This is a genomic window from Micromonospora mirobrigensis, from assembly GCF_900091555.1.
GTDB classification, from domain to species: Bacteria; Actinomycetota; Actinomycetes; order Mycobacteriales; family Micromonosporaceae; genus Micromonospora; species Micromonospora mirobrigensis.
The window spans coordinates 61,518-82,168 of sequence record NZ_FMCX01000006.1 but is presented as its reverse complement, the minus strand read 5'-3'; the positions used below and the strand labels follow the sequence as shown (position 1 = coordinate 82,168).

Below are 20,651 nucleotides of genomic sequence, written 5' to 3'. Positions count from 1 at the left end.
GCACTGCCCGGGCGGTGAGTCGCGCCGAGCGGGTGGCGACGCCGGTGACGGGGGTCGATCACGGGCTGGCAGCGGTGAGTTCACGACGCTGCCCGAGACAGCGTCTCATCCGTTCCGCGATCGGTCGACCGGGGGAGCACATCAGGGTCCGGGAACAGGTACCGATCCTCCCGACGTTTCCGACATGACGGGCAGGTGAATTCCGGGTCGGACCGGGCGTAGCCAGGATGGACCTGGACGGATGAGTCCATGGTGACCGGACGGCCGACGATACCGGGCGGCGGATCACGACAGGGCCGGGTGTCGCGGTCAGGCCGAGCGCTCGGCCGGCGTCGCCCGACAGACCCCCGCCACCAGCTCGGCGACGTCGTGGTTGCCGGGGACCAGGTGCACCGGCAGCGGGAACCGCCGGATGATCTCGCGCAGGGCCGCGTACTCGTCGGGTCGGCCGCTGCCGACCAGGTCGCCGGTGACGACGACGCAGTCGGGCCGCGGACGCTGGGCCAGCACCCGGCCCAGCGCGCGGTGCAGCCCGGCGGCCGGCTCGGCGGCCAGCGGACCGGTGGTCACGTGCGGGTCGCTGAGCTGGGCGATGAGCACCGGGACCTCCCGCGGTCGGGTCATCCACACGCTACCGCCCGCCACCGGCCCGCGGGACCCCACAGGCCGTGTCCACAGCCTGTGGATGGAACATGTGTACGAAGCAGCCCGTGACGATCTTGACGGTGGGCGGAGCTGCCCGCGCTGAGTACGCTTGATCTCGCCACCCGGCACCGGTCCGGGCCCTCCCACCAGGAACGACGTGGATCACGAGCGAGTCATCCGAGACGTCACGGTCCGCCTGCCGATGGCGTCGACCGCCGTCGAGGCGTGCCAGTGGACCGTCACCGCGCTGGCCCGCTACACCCCGGCCACCGTCTCCGTCCTGCTGAGCGTCCACGACCGGCTGCGCTGCGTCGCCGCGACCGGCTCCTGGCAGGTCTTCTCCACCGTGTCGCCGGGTGAGGGCATCGTCGGGCGGGTCTACCGCTCCAACCGCGGGGCCGCCGTCGCCGACGTCACCGTCGACCCCGACTACCTCCCGGTACGCCCCGACGTCACCGCCGAGCTGTGCGTGCCGGTGCGGGACCCGGCGGGCCGGCCGATCGGCGTGCTCGACCTCCAGTGGACCGGCGGGACCGAGCTGGACCGCTGGCGGGAGACCGCCGAACGGCTGGCCGACCGCCTCGGCGCCCGGATCGTGGCGCTCGGCGGGACGCCGCCCGAGAGCCGCAGCGAGAAGCTGCTCCGGCACGCCGCCGCCCTGACCGCCGCCACCGACCAGTGGCAGCTGCTGACCGAGGCGATCGGCGCGGCCCGGGACGTCTCCGGTCTCTCCGCCGCCGTGCTGGTCCTCGCCGGTCGGGACGGCCCCCGGGTGAGCGGGCCGACCGACGCGCCCGGCGAGCTGGAGAGCCGGGTCCGGGCCGAGCTGACCGAGGCCGGGCCTGCGGCGCTGGGCCGGATGATCGCCCGGGCCCACCGGCACGGCTCCGGCTACACCCTCGGCGAGTCCGGGCACCGCCCCACCGGCGAGTACGAGCCGCTCAGCCAGGCGGGCGTACGCACCCTGATGGCGGTGCCGGTCGGCGCCCCCGACACCGGCGGAGTGCTGCTCGTCGCCGACGAGCGGCTGCTGCGCCCCGACCCCACCACGGTCAACCTGATGGAGCTGCTCGCCGGGCAGGCGTGGACCTGCCTGGACCGGCTGCGCACGCTGGCCCGACTCCGGGAGCAGGCCAGCTCCGACCCGCTGACCGGGCTGCGGCACACCGGGCCGTTCGGCCAGCGGATCGCGGCCGCCACGCCGGGGCGTACCGCCCTGCTCGCCATCGACGTGGACGGCTTCAAGGACGTCAACGACACGTACGGCCACCAGGCCGGTGACCGGCTGCTGGTCGAGCTGGCCCGGGCCCTGGAGGGTGCGCTGCGGCAGGGCGACGAGCTGTACCGGATCGGCGGCGACGAGTTCGTCGCGGTGATCGAGGTGAGCCGCCCCGACGAGGCGGTCCGGATCGCCGAGCGGCTCACCGAGGCCGCCCGCGGCATCGGTCGGACGATCAGCGTCGGCGTGGCCCTGGCCCAGCCCGGCGAGGCCCCGGATCGCGCCCTGACCCGCGCCGACCAGGCCCTCTACGCGGTGAAGCGGCAGGGCCGCGACGGCGTCCGCCTGGCCGCCGCCTGACTTTCCAACCGGCGGGCGCCCCTATAACAGCTTGCGCATCTGGATCCGGGTGACCTCGAAGCCCATCTCCTCGTAGAGTGCCCGCGCGCCGAGGTTGTTGCCGAAGACGCTCAGGCCGATCGACCCGACCCCACGTTCTCGGCAGAGCTGCTCGACCGCCTGCATGATCATTCGGCCGTACCCCTTGCGCCGCAGCTCGGGGCGCACCTCGAAGTCGTACCCGAAGGCGTGCGTGCCGTCGGACTTCTCGTCGATGTGCAGCCAGACCATGCCGACCTCGTCGTCGGAGTCGTACGCCGTCCACAGGTGGTGGCCGGCGCTGGCCAGGCCGTCCGGCAGCAGTTGCCGGTAGTCCTCGCGGGCCTTCTCCCGCGCCTCGGGCAGCGGCATCACTCCGGCCTTGGCGATGTTGTCCGCGTAGTCGGCCTCCGCGCTCTCGCGGTAGCGCAGGTACTGCTGGTCCGTCATCGGTACGAGTCTCAACGTCGGCACCCGGTCACCATAGGTGCGGCGAGGGCCGTGCCGCTGTCCCGATCTCGCCCCCCTTGATCGGCTCGATGCGCCGCACATCGGCCCTTCCGGGGCGAGGGAAGGCCCCACCTGCCGCAATTCGCGCCATCGCCACCGCCATCGCCCGGGGGCGGTCAGGGGCGGGTGAGTTCCCTGGCGAGGAGCTCGGCGATCTGGGCGGTGTTCAGGGCGGCACCCTTGCGCAGGTTGTCACCCGTCACGAAGAGGTCCAGGGCGCGCGGGTCGTCGACGGCGCGGCGGATCCGGCCGACCCAGGAGGGGTCGGTGCCGACCGCGTCGATCGGCATCGGGAACTCACCCGACGCCGGGTCGTCGACCAGGATCACGCCGGGGGCGTTGCGCAGCGCCTCGCGGGCCCCCTCGGCGTTGACCTCGGTGCCGAACACGGCGTGTACGGCCACCGAGTGGCCGGTCACCACCGGCACCCGTACGCAGGTGGCGGAGACCTTGAGGTCGGGCAGGCCGAGGATCTTGCGCGACTCGTTGCGCATCTTCAGTTCCTCGGAGGACCACCCGCCGTCGGCCAGCGACCCGGTCCAGGGCACCACGTTGAGCGCGAGCGGGGCCGGGAACGGGCCGAGCTCGTCACCGACCGCCTGCCGCACGTCGCCGGGGCGGGAGCCGAGCACCCGGTCCCCGGCGATCTTGCCGAGCTGGGCGTGCAGGGTGTCCACGCCGGCCTGACCCGCCCCGGAGGCCGCCTGGTACGAGGCGAGGACCAGCTCGCGCAGGCCGTACTCGCGGTGCAGGGGCGCGATCGCGACGATCATCGCCAGGGTGGTGCAGTTGGCGTTGGCGACGATCCTCCGGGGCCGGTTGCGGACCTGCTCCGGGTTGATCTCGGGAACCACCAGCGGCACGTCGCGGTCCATCCGGAACGCCCCGGAGTTGTCCACCGCGACGGCGCCCCGGCTCACCGCGATCGGCGCCCACTCGGCGGAGACCTCGTCGGGCACGTCGAACATCGCGACGTCGACGCCGTCGAACGCCTCGGGGGTGAGCGCCTGGACGGTCAGCTCCTCGCCCCGGCACGGCATCTTGCGCCCGACCGAGCGTGCCGAGGCGATCAGCCGGATCTCGCCCCAGACGTTGCGCCGGGCGGAGAGGATCTGGCACATCACCGTGCCGACGGCACCGGTCGCCCCGACCACGGCCAGGGTGGGCAGCCGCGCCACCTCCGCTACCGCCCGGTGCCCGCGTAGACCACGGCCTCGGAGTCGCCGCCCAGCTCGAACTGGTCGTGGATGGCCCGGACCGCCTTGTCCAGGTCGGTGTCGCGGCAGACCACGGAGACCCGGATCTCCGAGGTGGAGATCATCTCGATGTTGACGCCGGCGGCGCCGAGGGCGGCGAAGAAGCCGGCCGCCACACCCGGGTGGGACCGCATGCCGGCGCCGATCAGCGAGACCTTGCCGACGTGGTCGTCGTAGAGCAGGCCCTTGAACTTGACCGACTCCTGGATCTTGCTGAGCGCGGCCATGCCGGTGGCGCCGTCGGTCTTGGGCAGGGTGAACGAGATGTCGGTGCGGCCGGTCCCCTCGGTGGAGACGTTCTGCACGATCATGTCGATGTTGATCTCGGCACCCGCGACGGTGTCGAAGATCTTCGCGGCGGCGCCCGGCTCGTCGGGGACCCCGACGATGGTGATCTTCGCTTCGCTGCGGTCGTGGGCGACGCCGGTGATCAGTGCCTGTTCCACAGGAAGGTCCTCCATCGATCCGGTGACCATCGTGCCGGTGTTGGTCGAGTATGACGAACGGACGTGGATCGGCAACCCCGCGCGGCGCGCGTACTCCACGCTGCGCAGATGCAGCACCTTGGCGCCGCAGGCGGCCAGCTCCAGCATCTCCTCGTAGGTGATCTGCCTGATGTGCCGGGCGTTGGGCACGATCCGCGGGTCGGCGCTGAAGATGCCGTCCACGTCGGTGTAGATCTCGCAGACGTCGGCGTGCAGCGCGGCGGCGAGCGCCACGGCGGTGGTGTCCGAGCCGCCCCGACCCAGCGTGGTGACGTCCTTGGTGTCCTGCGAGACGCCCTGGAAGCCGGCCACGATGACCACCGAGCCCTCGTCGAGCGCGCCCTTGAGCCGCCCCGGGGTGACGTCGATGATCCGGGCCTTGCCGTGCACCGAGGTGGTGATCACGCCGGCCTGCGAGCCGGTGAACGAGCGGGCTTCGTACCCCAGGTTGTGGATGGCCATGGCGAGCAACGCCATGGAGATCCGCTCCCCGGCGGTGAGCAGCATGTCCAGCTCGCGGCCCGGCGGCAGCGGGCTCACCTGGTTGGCCAGGTCGAGCAGCTCGTCGGTGGTGTCGCCCATCGCGGAGACCACCACCACGACGTCGTCGCCGGCCTTGCGGGCGGCGACGATGCGCTCCGCCACCCGCTTGATCCGCTCGGCGTTGGCGACGGAGGACCCGCCGTACTTCTGCACCACGAGTGCCACGACGGTGCACTCCCTCCCGGCGTCCCTGAGCGTGCCGACGCCGCCGGGATCCGGTCCGGCGGCGTGGGTCAGACCCTGTCAGGGTATCCGGCGCGCTCCGGCGCCGGGTCGGGTGATCCCACCATCCGGCCTGCCTAGCCCCGCTCCGGATCCGGCGTCAGGCCGTCCCACCAGGGCCGCGAGGGGGTACGCCGGCCGCGCGCGACGGCCGCGACACGCCGGTCGGAACGGCCACCCCCGCGCGCGCCGACCGCACCGCAGAATGACCCGGTGCATGTCCAACTCCGCGCGGCCCGCCGGGTGACCGCCCCGCTCGCGCTCCTGTTCCCGGCGCTGCTCGCCGCCTGCTCCGCGGACCCGCCCGCCGAACCGCCGGCGAGCGGGGGGCCGGCCCCAGCGTCGATCGACTCGGCCCGGGACCGGCTGGCCGCGCTCGCCGCGGCGGCCCGGGACCGGCACCTCACCGGCACGTACACGTTGAGCGGGGCCGGCGGCGGGGACCGGACGATCACGGTGACCACCGCGAACGACGGCACCTGGCGGGTGGACGTCCCGGGTGGGGCCGGCGGCGGCACGATCGACGTCTCGGTCGCCTCCACCGCCGACGGGCTGTTCCAGTGCGCCCTGCCCTCCGCCGGCCATCCCGAGGCGGCGGGCTGCGTGCGGATCGGGGACCCGGGCGACCGGGTGCCGGCACCGGTCGACCCGCGCGTCCAGCACCCGTTCACCGACTGGCCGAAGGTGCTCACCGACCGGCAGGCCCCGCTGGCGGTGTCGACGGCGAAGGCGCCGGCCGGGGTGAGCGGGACGTGCTTCTCCGTCGACACGACGTCGGCCTCGCTGGACGCGCCGCTGGACGTGGGCATCTACTGCTACCAGCCGGACGGGACGCTGACGCTGCTGCGCAGCGCGCTGGGCACCCTCCGGCTGGCCGGCCCACCGGCGCCGGGACCGGCCACCGTCGCCCTGGCCGGGCCGGTGGTGCCGAACGGCCCGTGGGAGACCGACGCGCCGCCGGCCGCGGGGCCGACGACAACGCCCTGACCAGGGCCGGGTTACGGGTGCCGTTGCCCACATTCGCCGACCCCGGCCGACGCAGCGAAACGCCCATACGGGACTCTTCCCCCATGTCGGACCTCCACCCCCTGCTCGCCTTCCGCTGGAGCCCCCGGGCCTTCGACCCCCAGGACCGGCTGGCCGGACAGGAGGTGGACTCGCTGCTGGAGGCCGCCCGCTGGGCCCCCTCCGCCGAGAACGCCCAGCCGTGGCGGTTCGCCGTCGGGCACCGGCAGGACGAGACCTGGAAGCGGCTCCTGGTCGCCCTCCCCGACGACGACCAGCGCTGGGCCCGGCACGCCTCCGCGCTGCTGCTCGCGGCGCACCGCGGCGACGACCCGGAACGGGCCGCGTACGACCTGGGCCAGGCGGTGGCCCACCTGACCGTCCAGGCCACCGCCCTCGGCCTGCACGTGCGTCAACTGGCCCGGTTCGACCGGGACGGGATCGCCGCCGAGCTCGACCTGCCCACCGACGTACGACCGGCGGTGGTGGCAGCCGTCGGCCGACTGGGCGACCCGCACGCCCTCCCCGCCGAACTGTTCCGGCGGGAGACCGGCCTGCGCCGCCGACGCCCGGTCGCCGACCTGCTGCTCGCTTGATCACCCGACCGGGTCGGCCGCCCCGCTGGCCCGCAGCAGCACCCCCGCGGCGTCGGTGTTGCGATAGCGGACGTGCCGCCCCTGGCGGGACCGGCTGACCAGACCGGCGGCGTGCAACGCGGCCAGGTGCTGCGAGACGTTCCCGGCGGACATCCCGGAGAGGCGGGCCAGGTCGGTGGTGGTCGTCGCCGCGGCCAACAGGTGCAGCAACGTGGCCCGGCCGGGACCGATCACCCGGGCCAGCGGGTCACCGGGCGGTGGCGTGGTCACCTCCCAGAGCGTGCCGACCGCCCGGACCGGGTACGCCCCGGCCGGTAGTGAGTCCTCCAGCAGGTTCCACAGCACCCGCCGGTCGGTGAACACCGTCGGGTTCAGCGCCAGCCCGCGACCGCGCAGGTCGAAGTCCCGTTCGAACGGATCGTCGCTGACCACCCGGTCGCCGAGCCAGCGCAGGCTCGGATGGAGCTGCTCGAAGAACCGACCGGCCCCGGTCTCGGCGAGCTGGGCCGCGCGGTACGCCACATCGGCGTCGAGCAGCGCGCGCAGCCGCGGCCAGTCCGGGGCGATCGCCTCGTCGTGCCAGACCCGCACCGCGTCGACGAGCCGCGGCAGCAGCCCACGGGGGTCGGCGAGCAGCGCCAGCCCGAACGCACTCAGTGGCCGGCGGTGGATGGTCGACAGCAGGTCCCGGACCACCACGGCCGGCGGCGTCGCCGCGATCTGGTCGAGCTGCTCGGCCAGCTCCACGTTGGGGCGGGCCGCCGGGGTGAGGAAGTCGGGCAACGGGCAGCCCCGCCAGGTCAACTCCGTCAACGGCCGGACCCGGACGGCGACCTCGGGTCGGCGCAGGATCACCCGGGCGCGGTCGACCCAGGGCAGGTGCACCGGATAGCGGACCGGGTCGGCCAGCGCCCACATGCTCATGACCGTCTCGTTGACCGGCGAGACGGCGAGCCGCACGCCCGCCACGTCGGCGAGGCTGAACCGCAACTCGGACACACGCACCCCCGGGAGCAGGATTCGGTCCAGCCTAAAAGGCTCGACCGATCTCGTGGGGACACGGTTCACTTCCGGCCATGGGGGCCAGAGACACCATCCGCACCGCCGTGGCAAACGTCGTACCGCCGGCCGGGTTGACCCGCGCGCTGGCCGTGCAGGCCATGGTCTACGCCATCGGCAGCGGCCTGTTCCACGCCGGCAGCGCCGTCTTCTTCACCCGGGCGTTGGGGCTCAGTGCCGCCCAGGTCGGGCTGGGCCTGTCCATCGCGGCCGGGGTGTCGCTGCTCGGCACGGTGCCGCTGGGCGGGCTCACCGACCGGTACGGGCCGCAGCGGGTCTGGCTGGTCGGACTGGTGCTCGACGCCGCGCTCTTCGCGTCGTACCCGTTCGTGGGCGGCTTCGCGAGCTTCCTCGCCGTGGTGGTGGCGCTGGCGGCGGTGGACGCGTCGACCGGGGTGGCCCGCCAGGTCTACTCGATCAACGCGCTCCCGCCGGCCGAACGGGTCACCGCGATGGCGTACCAGCGTTCGTCGTTGAACGTCGGCTTCGGGCTGGGCGCGGTGATCAGTGGCGTGGTGCTGACGGTGGACACGATCGAGGCGTACCGGGCGATGGTCTGGTTCATCGCGGCGGTGATCCTGGTGACGGCCCTGTTCGTCCGCCGGCTGCCCCGACTGCCGCAGGTGACCCGGGCGGTGGAGCCGATGGGTCGACTCGCCGTGCTGCGGGACCGGCCGTTCATGGCGGTGTCCCTGCTGTCCGGGCTGCTCACCTCGCACGGGGTGCTCTACCTGACGGTCATGCCGCTGTGGATCCTCACCCACACCGACGCCCCGAAGACGGTGATCGCCGCCCTGGTGCTGCTCAACACGGTCCTGATCGTGCTGCTCCAGGTACGCGTCAGCCGAGGCGCCGACACCGCCGCGGGCGCGGCGCGGGCCTCCCGCCGCGGGGGACTGCTGATCGCCCTGTCCTGTCTGGTCCTGCCGATCTCCGGGGTCACCCGGGGCCCGCTCACCGTGCTGGTGCTGGTGGCCGCCGCGATGCTGCTGATCCTGGCCGAGCTGATCGAGTCGGCGGGCACCTGGGGGCTCACCGCCACCCTTCCGCCGGACGACCAGCGCGGCGCGTACGTGGGGGCGCTGCGCCTCGGCGAGCAGGCGCAGTACCTGATCGCCCCGGCGGGGTTGACGGCGCTCGGCGTGACCACCGGCGGCTGGGGCTGGTACCCGATGGCGGCGATCTTCGTGCTGGTCGGGTTGGCGATCGTGCCGGCGGTGGCGTGGACCGGGCGGACCCCACGGCTGGGCGCCGCGAGCCCGCAACCCGAGGCGGTGACCCCTGTCCCATAGTCCGGGCGCGCCTTACCAACCCCGGTCCCAGCACGTAGGGTGACCCTGACATGTGGCGGGCGTACCTTCTCCTTGGTCGCCGCGACGAGGCCTGACGGCCGGCACCTCGTCGCGGAGTCGAACCGCGCCGTCCAGCAGATCCGAACAATCCATCGGCACCGCCCGGCATCGTCGCCCGGCCCCGCCGACACCTTCCGATTGCTGACGCCACCTGTTCCAGGGAGCACTCCGCCATGGCTCAACCCGCCGTCGACGCCGCGAACGATCCGATCGCCCGGCAGCGCCCCAGCCGGATGCCGTTCCGGCGCTACCAGCCCTACCAGCAGCAGTTCCGGGTCGACCTGCCCGACCGCGCCTGGCCCACCCGCCACGTCGACGCCGCGCCCCGCTGGTGCGCGGTCGACCTGCGCGACGGCAACCAGGCGCTGATCGACCCGATGTCCCCGGAGCGCAAGCGCCGGATGTTCCAGCTGCTGGTGCAGATGGGTTACAAGGAGATCGAGGTCGGCTTCCCGTCGGCCAGCCAGACCGACTTCGACTTCGTCCGGCAGCTGATCGAGCAGGACCTGATCCCGGAGGACGTCACCGTCCAGGTGCTCACCCAGTGCCGGGAGCACCTGATCGAGCGGACCTTCGAGTCGCTGCGCGGCGCCCGCCGGGCCATCGTGCACTTCTACAACTCCACCTCAACGCTCCAGCGTCGGGTGGTCTTCGGCCTGGACCGCGACGGCATCACCGACATCGCCACCCAGGGCGCGCGGCTCTGCCAGAAGTACGCCGAGATCCACACCCCGGACACCGAGATCCACTACGAGTACTCCCCCGAGTCGTACACCGGCACCGAGCTGGAGTACGCGCTGGAGGTCTGCTCCCGGGTCATCGACGTGATCGACCCGACCCCGGACCGCAGGCTGATCGTCAACCTGCCGGCCACCGTCGAGATGGCCATGCCGAACGTGTACGCCGACTCGATCGAGTGGATGCACCGGCACCTGCCCCGGCGGGACAGCCTGGTGCTGAGCCTGCACCCGCACAACGACCGGGGCACCGGCGTGGCCGCCGCCGAGCTGGGCCTGCTGGCCGGCGCCGACCGGATCGAGGGCTGCCTGTTCGGCAACGGCGAGCGGACCGGCAACGTCGACCTGGTGACGCTGGGCCTGAACCTCTTCTCCCAGGGCATCGACCCGATGATCGACTTCTCGAACATCGACGAGGTCAAGCGGGCGGTCGAGTACTGCAACCAGCTGCCCGTGCACGAGCGCCACCCGTACGCCGGCGACCTGGTCTACACCGCCTTCTCCGGCTCGCACCAGGACGCCATCAAGAAGGGCTTCGACGCGCTGCACGCCGACGCCGCGGCGGCCGGGGTGCCGGTGGACGAGTTCACCTGGGCGGTGCCGTACCTGCCGATCGACCCGAAGGACCTGGGCCGCACCTACGAGGCGGTCATCCGGGTCAACTCGCAGTCCGGCAAGGGCGGCGTCGCGTACATCATGAAGTCCGAGCACCAGCTGGACCTGCCGCGTCGACTCCAGATCGAGTTCTCCGGGGTGGTGCAGCACGTCACCGACCACGGCGGCGGCGAGGTCGAGCCGGCCGCCATGTGGGACATCTTCGCCAGCAACTACCTGCTCGACCACCAGGTCGACCCGGTGGTCGAGCTGGCCGGGTACGACCTCGGCACGGTCGACGGCAAGGTCGAGATCGAGGCCAACGTGCGCCACGCCGGCCGGGCCCGGACGCTCGCCGCGATCGGCAACGGCCCGATCGACGCGTACGTCAACGCGATGCAGTACCTCGGCGTGGCGGTACGCGTGCTCGACTACCACGAGCACGCGCTCTCCTCCGGCGGGGACGCGCAGGCGGCCGCGTACGTGGAGTGCGAGGTGGACGGCCGTACCGTCTGGGGTGTCGGGATGGACGCGAACATCGTCACCGCCTCGATCAAGGCGGTCACCAGCGCCGTCAACCGCGCCCACCGCTGAGCGCGCAAGGACGAACGGGTCGAGGGCGCTCCGGCGCAGCATGCGCCGTCGGCCCGTTCGCCAGGGCCCCCTGTTAACGCCTCCGGTATAGCAGGGGCCCCTTCTTAACACCGCTGGGCTCAGGCCGGCGTGACCGTCGGCGGCGCCGCGTCGAGGACCACGGCCTGGGCGACGACCACCCGCTGGCCGTCGAAGGTCATCGCCGGTGAGCCGTGCAGCCGGTAGCCCTCGGCCAGCGCGGTGCTGACCCGGCGGCAGAACTCCGCGTCGTCCGGGCCGGTGAGCAGCCGGTACCGCAGCCGTTCGTCGTGATCCGTCATCGCGCGACCGTAGCAGCCTGGCGCCCGGCCTCCCGCGGTGTTAACAGGGGGCCCCTGCTATACCGGAGGCGTTAACAGGGGGCCCCTGCTTACTTCCGGTCGGGTGGGGTGGAGGCGGGCAGCGAGTGACAGGGCTGACCGCCGGGGGCCTGCCGGGGCGGCCGGTGCACCAGCACGGCAGCCAGCACCGCCCCGGCGAGCAGCAGCCCCGCGCACCAGGCCAACGCCCCCCGGTACGCGTGGGTCAGGTCGGCCTTCTGCTCGTACCCGGTGCCGGAGAGGCCGACCAGCAGCGGCAGTGCGGCCACCGCGAGCAGGCCACCGGCCCGGGAGGCGGCGTTGTTGAAGCCGCTCGCCACCCCGGCGAACCGGTCCGCGACGGCGGCCAGCACGGAGGCGGTCAGCGGCGCCACCACCAGGGTCAGTCCGGCGCCGAAGAGCACCACCCCGGGCAGCACGTCGGTCCAGTAGGAGGCGCCGGGTCCGACCGCGCGGAGCAGCAGCAGCCCGGCCGCGGCGATCACCGGGCCGACGGTGAGCGGCAGCCGGGGACCGATCCGGGCGGAGAGCGCCCCGGCCCGGGCCGACCCGAGCAGCAGCAGCACCGTCATCGGCACGGTGGCCAGGCCGGTGCGCAGCGCCGACCAGCCGAGCACGTTCTGGAGGTAGACGGCGAGGAAGAAGGTGAAGCCGCCCAGCGCGGCGTACACCACCACTGTGAAGACGTTCAGCACCGAGAAGAGCCGGCTGGAGAAGATGGTGGTGGGCAGCATCGCGCCCTCGCCCCGCCGCCGCTCCAGCCAGACGAAGGCCGCCGCGGCGGCCACCCCGACCAGCACCGCGGCCAGCACCGTCGGCGAGCGCGGGCCGCGGGCCGGGGCGTCGATCAGCGCGTACGTGATGCCGCCGAGGCCCAGCGCGCCGAGCAGCGCGCCGGTGACGTCGAACCGCCGCCGGCCGGTCCGGGAGACGTTCTCGTCCCGGCTCTCCGGCACCCAGCGCAGCGCGGCGAGCACCACCGCCACGGCCAGCGGCAGGTTGATGAAGAAGATCCACCGCCAGGAGAGGGTGTCAATCAGGTAGCCCCCCAGCAGCGGGCCGAGCGCGGTGGACACGCCGGACAGTCCGGACCAGGTGCCGATGGCCTTGGCCCGGTCGTCGGGGTGGAAGCTGGCCTGGAGCACCGAGAGCGAGCCGGGAGTGAGCAGTGCGCCGCCGGCGCCCTGGAGCACCCGGGCGGCGATCAGTTGGCCGGTGTCCTGGGCCAGCCCGCAGAGCAGTGACGCGGCCGCGAACCACACCACCCCCAGCAGGAAGATCCGGCGGCGGCCGAACCGGTCCCCGAGCGCCCCGCCGAGCAGCACGAACGCCGCCAGCATGAGCAGGTAGCCGTTGACGGTCCATTGCAGACCGGCCACGGTGGCGCCCAGCTCGGCGCCGAGCCGGGGCAGGGCCACGTTGACCACGGTGCTGTCCAGGAAGACCATGCCGGAGGCGAGGATCGCGGCGAGCAGGGTGCCGCGCCCGGCGGCGGATCCGGTGCGCAGCGCGGGAGCGGGTGCCGTCATGCGTCCAATCTCCCCCGTGCCGCGTCCTTCCCGCCACGAATCGCCGAAAGCCCCGCTGGGTACTGTGCGGACTCGCGGCAACCGAGCAAGCTGGAGAGGTGTCGACTGTGCGTACCAGATCAGGAGTCGGAGCGGCCGCGTTGGCCGTGACGCTCGCGTTCGGTGTGACCGGCTGCGTCCCGGTCGAGGTCGACCAGCCGGAGGCCACCCCGACGGTGAACGGCAACGTCCGGACCCAGCTCGACCAGCTGACCGTGGCGAAGGAGACGACGATGCGCGGCTACAGCCGGGACCGTTTCCCGCACTGGCGGGGCACCGGCACCAACTGCGACGTCCGGGACAGCGTCCTCAAGCGCGACGGCAAGGGCATCGAGCTCTCCGGCTGCAACGTGGTGGGTGGCCGCTGGGAGAGCGTGTACGACGGCAAGGTGCTCACCGACCCGGTCGAGGTGGACATCGACCACACGGTCCCGCTGGCCGAGGCGTGGCGGACCGGCGCCGCCGAGTGGGACGACGCGAAGCGCGGCAACTTCGCCAACGATCTGACTCGGCCGCAGCTCATCGCGGTTTCCCGGACGTCCAACCGGGCAAAGGGTGACCAGGATCCCGCCCAGTGGAAGCCGCCGAACCGGTCGTACTGGTGCACGTACGCGCAGCGCTGGGTGACCGTCAAGCACTACTGGCGGCTGACGGTGACCAGCACCGAGAAGTCCGCCCTGGCCGACATGTTGGAGGAATGCTGATGGGTGAGCAGGCCGTGACCGGCTCCGGGGACGCGCCCGCCCCGGAGCGGACACCGGACGCCACCGGGGACGACGCGGCGGCGGCCACCGGCAGCGGGGACGCCACCGCCGCGCGGGCGGTCGGCGAGGCCCCGCCGGCGCCACCCGCCGGTGAGCCGGTGGCGAAGGCGGCCGGGGGCAGCCCACAGGACCGCACCACCGACGTGACGGCCGGTCCGGGCGGGGTGATGACCGACGAGGTGGGTGTGGTCACCGGCGAGTTGACCCTGCGCACCGGGTACGCCGACGGCAAGGTCACCCTGCGGGTGCAGTACAGGGACGCCGACGAGTGGTACGCGGTCACCGGCGGCACGGCGCCGCTGGCCGACCCGGCCGGACTGGACGCGGTCCACGCGATCGCCGTCGCCCTGCTGAACCGCCCGGAGGGCTGACCGGCAACGGAACGCGGCCCCGCCCGAACCCGGGTGGGGCCGCGTCCGCGTGTTCCGGGTCAGACGTACGAGCCGGGCTCGCTCGGGGCGGAGACCACGCCCGGGTCCTCGCCCTCGCCCGCCGGCCGGGTGAGCTGCACGGCGACCTTGTGCGGGCGCAGCTCCCCGCTGGCGATCTGCTCGGCCCAGTGGCAGGCCACCCGGCTGGCGCCGATCTCGCGCAGCACCGGCCGTTCGTCGGCGCAGCGGGTCGGCTGGGCCCACGGGCAGCGGGTGTGGAACCGGCAGCCCGACGGCGGGTTGGCCGGCGAGGGCAGGTCACCGGAGAGCAGGATCCGCTCCCGGCGGTCCTCCACGTCCGGGTCCGGGACCGGCACCGCCGACATCAGCGCCCGGGTGTACGGGTGCAGCGGTTCGGTGTAGAGCCGGTCGCTCGGCGCCTCCTCGACCAGCGCGCCGAGGTACATCACCCCGACGGTGTCGGAGATGTGCCGGACCACGGCGAGGTCGTGGGCGATCACCAGGTAGGTCAGGCCGAGGTTGTCCTGGAGTTCGTCCAGCAGGTTGACCACCTGGGCCTGGATGGAGACGTCCAGGGCGGAGACCGGCTCGTCGGCGACGATCAGCTCCGGTCCGAGCACCAGGGCCCGGGCGATGCCGATTCGCTGCCGCTGGCCGCCGGAGAACTCGTGCGGATAGCGGGAGAGCGCCCAGCGGGGCAGCCCGACCTTGTCCAGCGTCTCGCCGATGAGCTTCCGCCGCTCGTCCCGGCTGCCGCCGATGCCGTGGGTCTGGAGCCCCTCGGTGAGGATCGACTCGACGTTCTGCCGGGGGTCCAGGCTCGACATCGGATCCTGGAAGATCATCTGCATCCGGCGGCGCATCGCCCGCAGCTTGCCGGCGGGCAGCTTGCCCAGCTCCACCCCGTCGAAGACGACCTCGCCGCCGGTGGGCGGGTTGAGCTGGAGCAGCGCCCGGCCCAGGGTGGACTTGCCGCAGCCGGACTCGCCGACCAGCCCGTAGGTCTTTCCACGCGGGATCCGCAGGTCGACCCCGTCGACGGCCTTGACGTGTCCGATCGTCCGATCGAAGATCACCCCCCGCTTGATCGGGAAGTGCACCTTCAGGTCGCGTACCTCGACGAGGATGTCTTCGTCGGTCATGCTGAGCCTACCTTCGTTCGCGACTGCGGGGCTCGCAGAACCGGCTCACTCCTCGCGCTCACTGAGATTCCTCCTCGCGCGGGGCTGGGCCGAAGCCCGGCACGGTCGGCGGGTCGTTCGGGACGGCCTGCGCCGGCACGGCGCCGGGCTCGGCCGGCGTCGGCACCGCGTCCTCGCCGGCCGCCGGGGCCTCCCGGTAGAGCGCCTGCGCCGCGTCCGGGGTCACCCCGGGCACCGGCGCCGGGTTGACGCACCGGTAGCTGCGCCCGTCGTGGGCGAGCACCAGCTCCGGCGGCCCGTCCACGCACTCGTCCACCCGGCGGGCGCAACGCGGCGCGAAGGCGCAGCCCTCCACCCAGGGCAGCACGTCGCGCACCGAGCCGGGGATCGGGTTGAGCCGCTCGCCCCGCCCGGCGTCCAGGCGCGGGACCGACCCGAGCAACCCCACCGTGTACGGGTGGCGCGGCTCGCGGAACAGCGGGCGGCGGCGGGCGGTCTCCACCACCTTGCCGGCGTAGAGCACGTTGATGGTCTCGCACATGCCGGCCACCACACCGAGGTCGTGGGTGATCATCACCAGCGCGGTGCCGGAGTCGCGGACCAGATCCTTGAGCAGCTCCAGGATCTGGGCCTGGATGGTGACGTCCAGCGCGGTGGTCGGCTCGTCGGCGATCAGCAGCCGGGGCTGGCAGGCCACCGCCATCGCGATCAGGGCGCGCTGCCGCATGCCACCGGAGAGCTGGTGCGGGTATTCCTTCAGCCGGCGACGCGGGTCGGGAATGCCGACCCGGTCGAGCAGCGCCACCGCCTCCTTCTCGGCCGCCGCGCCCTTCATCCCGCGGTGCCGGGTGAGCACCTCGGTCACCTGCAACCCGATCGGGATCACCGGGTTCAGCGAGGAGAGCGGGTCCTGGAAGATCATCGCGACGTCCCGGCCCCGGATGTCGCGCCGGGACCGGTCGTCGAGCTGGAGCAGGTCGGTGCCGTCGAAGACCGCCTTGCCGCCGACCTTGAGACCGGGCTGCTTGGGCAGCAGGCCCATGATGGCCAGCGAGGTGACGCTCTTGCCGCAGCCGGACTCGCCGACCAGGCCGACCACCTCGCCGGCGTCGACCGAGAAGGAGACCCCGTCGACGGCGTTGACCGTACGCTGACCGCGCCGGGCGAACGTCACGGAGAGGTCGTCCACTTCGAGCAGTGCCATGAAGACCTACTTCCGCAGCTTCGGGTCGAGGGCCTCGCGCATCGCCTCGCCCAGGAGGGTGAAGCCCAGCGCGGTGACGATGATCGCGAGGGCCGGCAGGACGGCCAGCCGGGGCGCCGAGTCGAGGTACGACTGCGCGTCCGCGAGCATCACGCCCCACTCCGGGATGGAGGCGTCGTTGTTGCCGAGGCCGAGGAAGGACAGCGCCGCCGCCTCGATGATCGCCGTGGCCAGCGTGAGCGTCGCCTGGACGATGACCGGGGCGAGCGAGTTCGGCACCACGTGGGTCAGCGCGATCTTCGGCTTCTTCACGCCGAGCGAGGTGGCCGCCAGCACGTAGTCGCTGTTCGACTGGGCGATCATCGAGCCGCGCAGCAGCCGGGCGAAGACCGGCACGGAGACCACACCGACGGCGATCATGACGGTGGTCAGCCCGGCGCCGAGCAGCGCCGCGATGCTGATCGCCAGCAGCAGGCTCGGCATGGCCAGCAGCATGTCGATGAAACGCATGAGCACGTTGTCGACCGCCCGGCCCCACCGGCCGCCCAGGCCGGCGGCGGCGCCGGCGACGCCGCCGATCAGCGAGCCGATGGCGAGACCGATCAGGGTGGACACCACGCCGACCAGCAGGGTCTGCCGGGCGCCCACGATCATGCGGCTGAACTCGTCCCGGCCGAGCTGGTCGGTGCCGAACCAGTTCTCCGCGCGCGGCCCGGGGAAGTCGCCGAGGCGGACCTCGCCCTTCCAGAGCTGCGCCTCCGGCGGGTGCGGGACGAGGAACGGCCCGATCACGGCCACCAGGACGAACAGGGTGAGGATGACCGCGCCGACGATGGCGGCCGGGTTGCGCCGCAGTCGGCGGAACGCCTCCTTCCAGAGGCTCACCCCCTGCTCGTCGTCCCGGGCGGCCAGCTCGGCGAGCCGGTCCAGCTTCTCGCGCTTCTTGCCAGCGGTGACGGTCATCGCACCCTCACCCTCGGGTCGATCACGCTGTAGGAGAGGTCCACGATGAGGTTCACCAGCACGTACACCACCGCGATGATCAGAATGAAGCCCATCAGCACCGGATAGTCGCGCTGGCTGATCGCTTCGTAGATGAAGGCGCCGATGCCGCCGTACGCGAAGACGGTCTCGGTGAGCACCGCGCCGGAGAGCAGGCCGCCGGTGAGCAGGCCGATCGAGGTGACCACCGGCAGCATCGAGTTGCGCAGCACGTGCCGGCCCCGGACCGTACGCTCGGTCAGGCCCTTGGCCTCGGCGGTGCGGACGAAGTCCTCGTTGAGCACCTCCAGCACGCTGGCCCGGGTGATCCGGACGATGATCGCCAGCGGGATGCTGGCCAGCGCGACGGCCGGCAGCACCAGGTGCCAGAGCGCGTCGGCGGCGGCGTCCCACTCGCGGGTCATCAGCCCGTCGAGGACGAAGAAGTTGGTGACCCGGGTCGCCCCGAGGGTGGGGTCCTGCCGGCCGCTGGACGGGAACCAGCCCAGGTTCTCGGCGAAGATCGCCTTGAGCACGTACGCCAGGAAGAAGACCGGGATGCAGATGCCGATCAGCGAGCCGCCGACCGAGGCGTGGTCGAGGAACCGGCCCCGGCGGCGGGCGGCCAGGTAGCCCAGCGGGATTCCGATGCCGATGGCGATGACCATCGCCATGACGGTCAGCTCGACGGTGCCGGGGAACCGCTCCAGGAACTCGGTGGTGACGGCTCGCTTGGTGGAGGTCGAGGTGCCGAGGTCCAGCTTGATCATGCGGCGCAGGAAGCGCGCGTACTGGACCAGGATCGGCTCGTCGAGGCCGAGGCTGCGCCGGATAGCGGCGCGCATCTGCGGGGTGCCGCGCTCACCGAGGATCGCGGTCTCGGGCCCGCCGGGCAGGCGGTGCAGCCAGATGAACAGCAGGACGGAGAGCCCGAACAGGGTGGGTATCAGCTGTAGCAGGCGTCTGACGATGAAGCGGAACACGGCGGCCTCGAAGGGGGTGCGGAGGGGTGCGGGCGGACGCTGTGGTTCCAGCGCCCGCCCGCATTCGGTGCCTCAGGTCAGGTCAGGACTACTTGAACTCGGCGGTGGCGAACCGCTCGTCGGTGAGCGGGCTCGCCTTGATCCCGGTCACGTCCTTGCCGAACACGATCGCCGGCGGGGAGTGCGAGATCGGCACACCCGGCAGGAAGTCCATCACGGCCTTGTTGAGCGCCTTGTACTTCTCCGTCCGCGCCGCCGCGTCGGCGGTGGTGTCGGCGTCCTTGAACTGGGCGAAGAGCTGCGGGTTGTTGAAGCCCCACTCGTCCTTCGGCCGGTCGAAGAAGGTGCCGATGAAGTTGTACGCGTCGCCGTAGTCACCGGTCCAGCCGAGGAAGTGCAGGTCGTGCTTGCTGCCGGAGGTGGTGGCGTTGAGGTAGTCCGGGCTCCACTTCAGCGGGATGGCCTCGACCTTGATGCCGACCGCCTGGAGGTCCGCCGAGAGCAGCTCGAAGATGTCCTTCGGGTTCGGCATGTACGGCCGGGTGACCTCGGTCGGGTAGTGGAACTTCAGCGTCAGGTTCGACGCGCCGGCCGCGGCCAGCAGCTGCTTGGCCTTCTCCGGGTTGTAGTCGTACTTGGTGACGTCGCCGTTCCAGCCCTCGACGGTGTCCGGCATGAAGTTCAGCGCGACCTTGGCGCCCGGGGGCAGCTTCGAGTCGACCAGCGCCTGACGGTTCAGCGCGTACGCGATCGCCTGGCGGACCCGGATGTCGGCGAGCTTCGGGTTCCCCTTCTGGTTGATGGCCAGGTAGAGGATGTTGAACGCCGGGCGGGTGAGGACGTTGAAGCCCTCCTTCTTCAGCGGGTCGACGTCGGCCGGGCCGACCAGGTCGTAACCCTGGATGTCACCCGAGCGGAGCGCCTGCTTGCGGGCGTTCTCGTCCGAGATCGTCTTGTAGATGATGGTCTTCAGCTTGGCCTTGTCGCCGTAGTAGTCGTCGTTGCGCTCGATGGTGAGCGTCTTGTTCGCGACGTCCCAGGACTTGAACTTGAACGGGCCGGTGCCGGTCGGGTGCTCCATCGCGTACGCCGGGTACTTGATGTCCTCGGCGGTGCCGGTGACGTTGCTCGCGTCGAACTCCTCCAGCGCCTTCGGGCTGTGGATGGAGAACGACGGCAGCATCAGGGCGGCCGGGATCTTGCTGGAGACCCGGGTGAAGGCCAGGTCGACCGTGGTGGCGTCCTTGGCGGTGCAGGACTTGAAGAGGCTCGGCGGCAGGTCGGCGTTCTCGTTCTTGGCGAAGCCGCCCATGACGTCCTGCCAGTACGCCGTCACGTCCGGGCTCTGCATGAGGCCCTTGGCGTTGTACCAGCGGTCGAAGTTCTTGCAGACCGCCTCGGCGTTGAAGTCGGTGCCGTCGTGGAACTTCACGCCCGAGCGGAGCTTGAAGGTCCAGGTGGTGCCGGCGGCGTCCGGCGTCCAGGACTCGGCCAGACCCGGCGTGACCTTGGTGCCACCCTCCTCCGGGCGGACCAGCGTCTCGAAGACCTGGCGGGCCACGCGCAGCGACTCACCGTCGCTGGCGAAGCTGGGGTCGAGCACCTTCGGGTCTCCGGCGACGCCGAAGACGAGGGTGTCCTTCTTGCTACCTCCGGAACCACTATCGCGGTCGCTCTCGGCGCAGCCTGCTACCGCGAGGGCCGCGACCGCGACGGCCGCGATGGCGACCTTCGGCCTGGGTGCACGCATGGTGCTTCACCTCGTCCTTGGGGGTACGGACAACGTGGTGACAGGGGTCACCGATGGCGGTGACCTTAGCCCCCGTTCGGACCGCCGGGAAACTGCCGACGAAGCGGTTGGTACCGGATCGTGTCTTAACCGGTGCGCGGAGCACAGATCGGTGTCACACCCAGCGGCAATTAGGGCGGAATGCCCAGCTTTCAGGTTGACCGATTTGTTACATCGACAGTCGCCAGCGAAGTCCACATGTCAGAACCCACAGTGGACACGGCCGCCGGGCCGGAAACGGACGAACGGCCGGCGCCGGGGTCCGGCACCGGCC

The 20,651-nt window shown here is 72.2% G+C and carries 19 protein-coding genes; 7 read left to right on the top strand and 12 right to left on the bottom strand.

The genetic code is table 11. The features are described 5' to 3' along the window. Window positions 1-309: 309 nt before the first annotated feature. The gene (locus GA0070564_RS20100) at window positions 310-624 is read right to left on the bottom strand and encodes a metallophosphoesterase family protein (protein WP_245670125.1); all 315 of its coding nucleotides are present in this window, start codon (window positions 622-624) and stop codon (window positions 310-312) included. 178 nt (window positions 625-802) lie between these two features. On the opposite strand from GA0070564_RS20100, the gene GA0070564_RS20095 reads away from it, so the two are divergent. Continuing rightward, window positions 803-2,224 (top strand): sensor domain-containing diguanylate cyclase, encoded by a 1,422-nt coding sequence (locus tag GA0070564_RS20095; RefSeq protein WP_091610572.1) that lies wholly within the window; start codon window positions 803-805, stop codon window positions 2,222-2,224. Between the two features lie 21 nt (window positions 2,225-2,245). On the opposite strand, the gene GA0070564_RS20090 is transcribed toward GA0070564_RS20095, so the two are convergent. The 3 genes from GA0070564_RS20090 to GA0070564_RS20080 all read right to left on the bottom strand — a co-directional run bounded on the left by GA0070564_RS20090 (window position 2,246) and on the right by GA0070564_RS20080 (window position 5,201). Then, a complete protein-coding gene (locus GA0070564_RS20090; protein WP_176730756.1) occupies window positions 2,246-2,692 on the bottom strand; it encodes a GNAT family N-acetyltransferase in 447 nt (148 codons plus the stop codon). A gap of 176 nt (window positions 2,693-2,868) precedes the next feature. Next, a complete protein-coding gene (locus GA0070564_RS20085) occupies window positions 2,869-3,930 on the bottom strand; it encodes an aspartate-semialdehyde dehydrogenase (RefSeq protein ID WP_091610566.1) in 1,062 nt (353 codons plus the stop codon). 5 nt (window positions 3,931-3,935) lie between these two features. After that, window positions 3,936-5,201 (bottom strand): aspartate kinase, encoded by a 1,266-nt coding sequence (locus GA0070564_RS20080; protein WP_091610564.1) that lies wholly within the window; start codon window positions 5,199-5,201, stop codon window positions 3,936-3,938. Between the two features lie 270 nt (window positions 5,202-5,471). Between GA0070564_RS20080 and GA0070564_RS20075 the strand changes: the two genes are divergently transcribed. Beyond that, window positions 5,472-6,245, top strand: coding sequence for a hypothetical protein (locus GA0070564_RS20075; RefSeq protein WP_176730755.1), 774 nt, complete (start codon window positions 5,472-5,474; stop codon window positions 6,243-6,245). A gap of 83 nt (window positions 6,246-6,328) precedes the next feature. After that, window positions 6,329-6,859 (top strand): nitroreductase family protein, encoded by a 531-nt coding sequence (locus GA0070564_RS20070; RefSeq protein WP_091610559.1) that lies wholly within the window; start codon window positions 6,329-6,331, stop codon window positions 6,857-6,859. On the opposite strand, the gene GA0070564_RS20065 is transcribed toward GA0070564_RS20070, so the two are convergent. After that, window positions 6,860-7,864 carry an ArsR/SmtB family transcription factor gene (locus GA0070564_RS20065; protein ID WP_141714824.1) on the bottom strand — a complete coding sequence of 335 codons (1,005 nt, stop codon included), beginning with the start codon at window positions 7,862-7,864 and terminating at the stop codon, window positions 6,860-6,862. A gap of 71 nt (window positions 7,865-7,935) precedes the next feature. Between GA0070564_RS20065 and GA0070564_RS20060 the strand changes: the two genes are divergently transcribed. Continuing rightward, window positions 7,936-9,210 (top strand): MFS transporter, encoded by a 1,275-nt coding sequence (locus GA0070564_RS20060; RefSeq protein WP_091610553.1) that lies wholly within the window; start codon window positions 7,936-7,938, stop codon window positions 9,208-9,210. A 233-nt stretch (window positions 9,211-9,443) separates the two neighbouring features. Continuing rightward, window positions 9,444-11,195: a 2-isopropylmalate synthase gene (gene leuA / locus GA0070564_RS20055; protein ID WP_091610550.1), complete on the top strand. Its 1,752-nt coding sequence runs from the start codon at window positions 9,444-9,446 to the stop codon at window positions 11,193-11,195. A gap of 119 nt (window positions 11,196-11,314) precedes the next feature. Here leuA and GA0070564_RS20050 read toward each other — a convergent pair whose 3' ends face one another. Both GA0070564_RS20050 and GA0070564_RS20045 read right to left on the bottom strand, forming a co-directional pair. Continuing rightward, entirely contained in the window at window positions 11,315-11,515 is a 201-nt protein-coding gene (locus GA0070564_RS20050; RefSeq protein ID WP_091610548.1) for a DUF1737 domain-containing protein, read from the bottom strand. 89 nt (window positions 11,516-11,604) lie between these two features. Continuing rightward, on the bottom strand, window positions 11,605-13,083 hold the full coding sequence (locus GA0070564_RS20045; RefSeq protein WP_091610546.1) for an MFS transporter: 1,479 nt from the start codon (window positions 13,081-13,083) through the stop codon (window positions 11,605-11,607). A 107-nt stretch (window positions 13,084-13,190) separates the two neighbouring features. Between GA0070564_RS20045 and GA0070564_RS20040 the strand changes: the two genes are divergently transcribed. Then, entirely contained in the window at window positions 13,191-13,826 is a 636-nt protein-coding gene (locus GA0070564_RS20040; protein WP_091610544.1) for an HNH endonuclease family protein, read from the top strand. After that, a complete protein-coding gene (locus GA0070564_RS20035) occupies window positions 13,826-14,257 on the top strand; it encodes a hypothetical protein (protein ID WP_091611586.1) in 432 nt (143 codons plus the stop codon). The genes GA0070564_RS20040 and GA0070564_RS20035 overlap by 1 nt, the downstream gene beginning before the upstream one ends. Before the next feature lie 59 nt (window positions 14,258-14,316). On the opposite strand, the gene GA0070564_RS20030 is transcribed toward GA0070564_RS20035, so the two are convergent. The 5 genes from GA0070564_RS20030 to GA0070564_RS20010 all read right to left on the bottom strand — a co-directional run bounded on the left by GA0070564_RS20030 (window position 14,317) and on the right by GA0070564_RS20010 (window position 20,338). Next, window positions 14,317-15,420 (bottom strand): ABC transporter ATP-binding protein, encoded by a 1,104-nt coding sequence (locus tag GA0070564_RS20030; protein ID WP_091610541.1) that lies wholly within the window; start codon window positions 15,418-15,420, stop codon window positions 14,317-14,319. A 58-nt stretch (window positions 15,421-15,478) separates the two neighbouring features. Beyond that, on the bottom strand, window positions 15,479-16,624 hold the full coding sequence (locus GA0070564_RS20025; protein ID WP_091610538.1) for an ABC transporter ATP-binding protein: 1,146 nt from the start codon (window positions 16,622-16,624) through the stop codon (window positions 15,479-15,481). A 6-nt stretch (window positions 16,625-16,630) separates the two neighbouring features. Next, a complete protein-coding gene (locus tag GA0070564_RS20020; protein ID WP_091610535.1) occupies window positions 16,631-17,587 on the bottom strand; it encodes an ABC transporter permease in 957 nt (318 codons plus the stop codon). After that, on the bottom strand, window positions 17,584-18,588 hold the full coding sequence (locus GA0070564_RS20015) for an ABC transporter permease (RefSeq protein WP_091610533.1): 1,005 nt from the start codon (window positions 18,586-18,588) through the stop codon (window positions 17,584-17,586). Before GA0070564_RS20015 ends, GA0070564_RS20020 begins: the two co-directional genes overlap by 4 nt. An 88-nt stretch (window positions 18,589-18,676) precedes the next feature. Next, window positions 18,677-20,338, bottom strand: a complete 1,662-nt coding sequence (locus GA0070564_RS20010; protein WP_091610530.1) for an ABC transporter substrate-binding protein — start codon at window positions 20,336-20,338, stop codon at window positions 18,677-18,679. Between the last annotated feature and the right edge of the window lie 313 nt (window positions 20,339-20,651).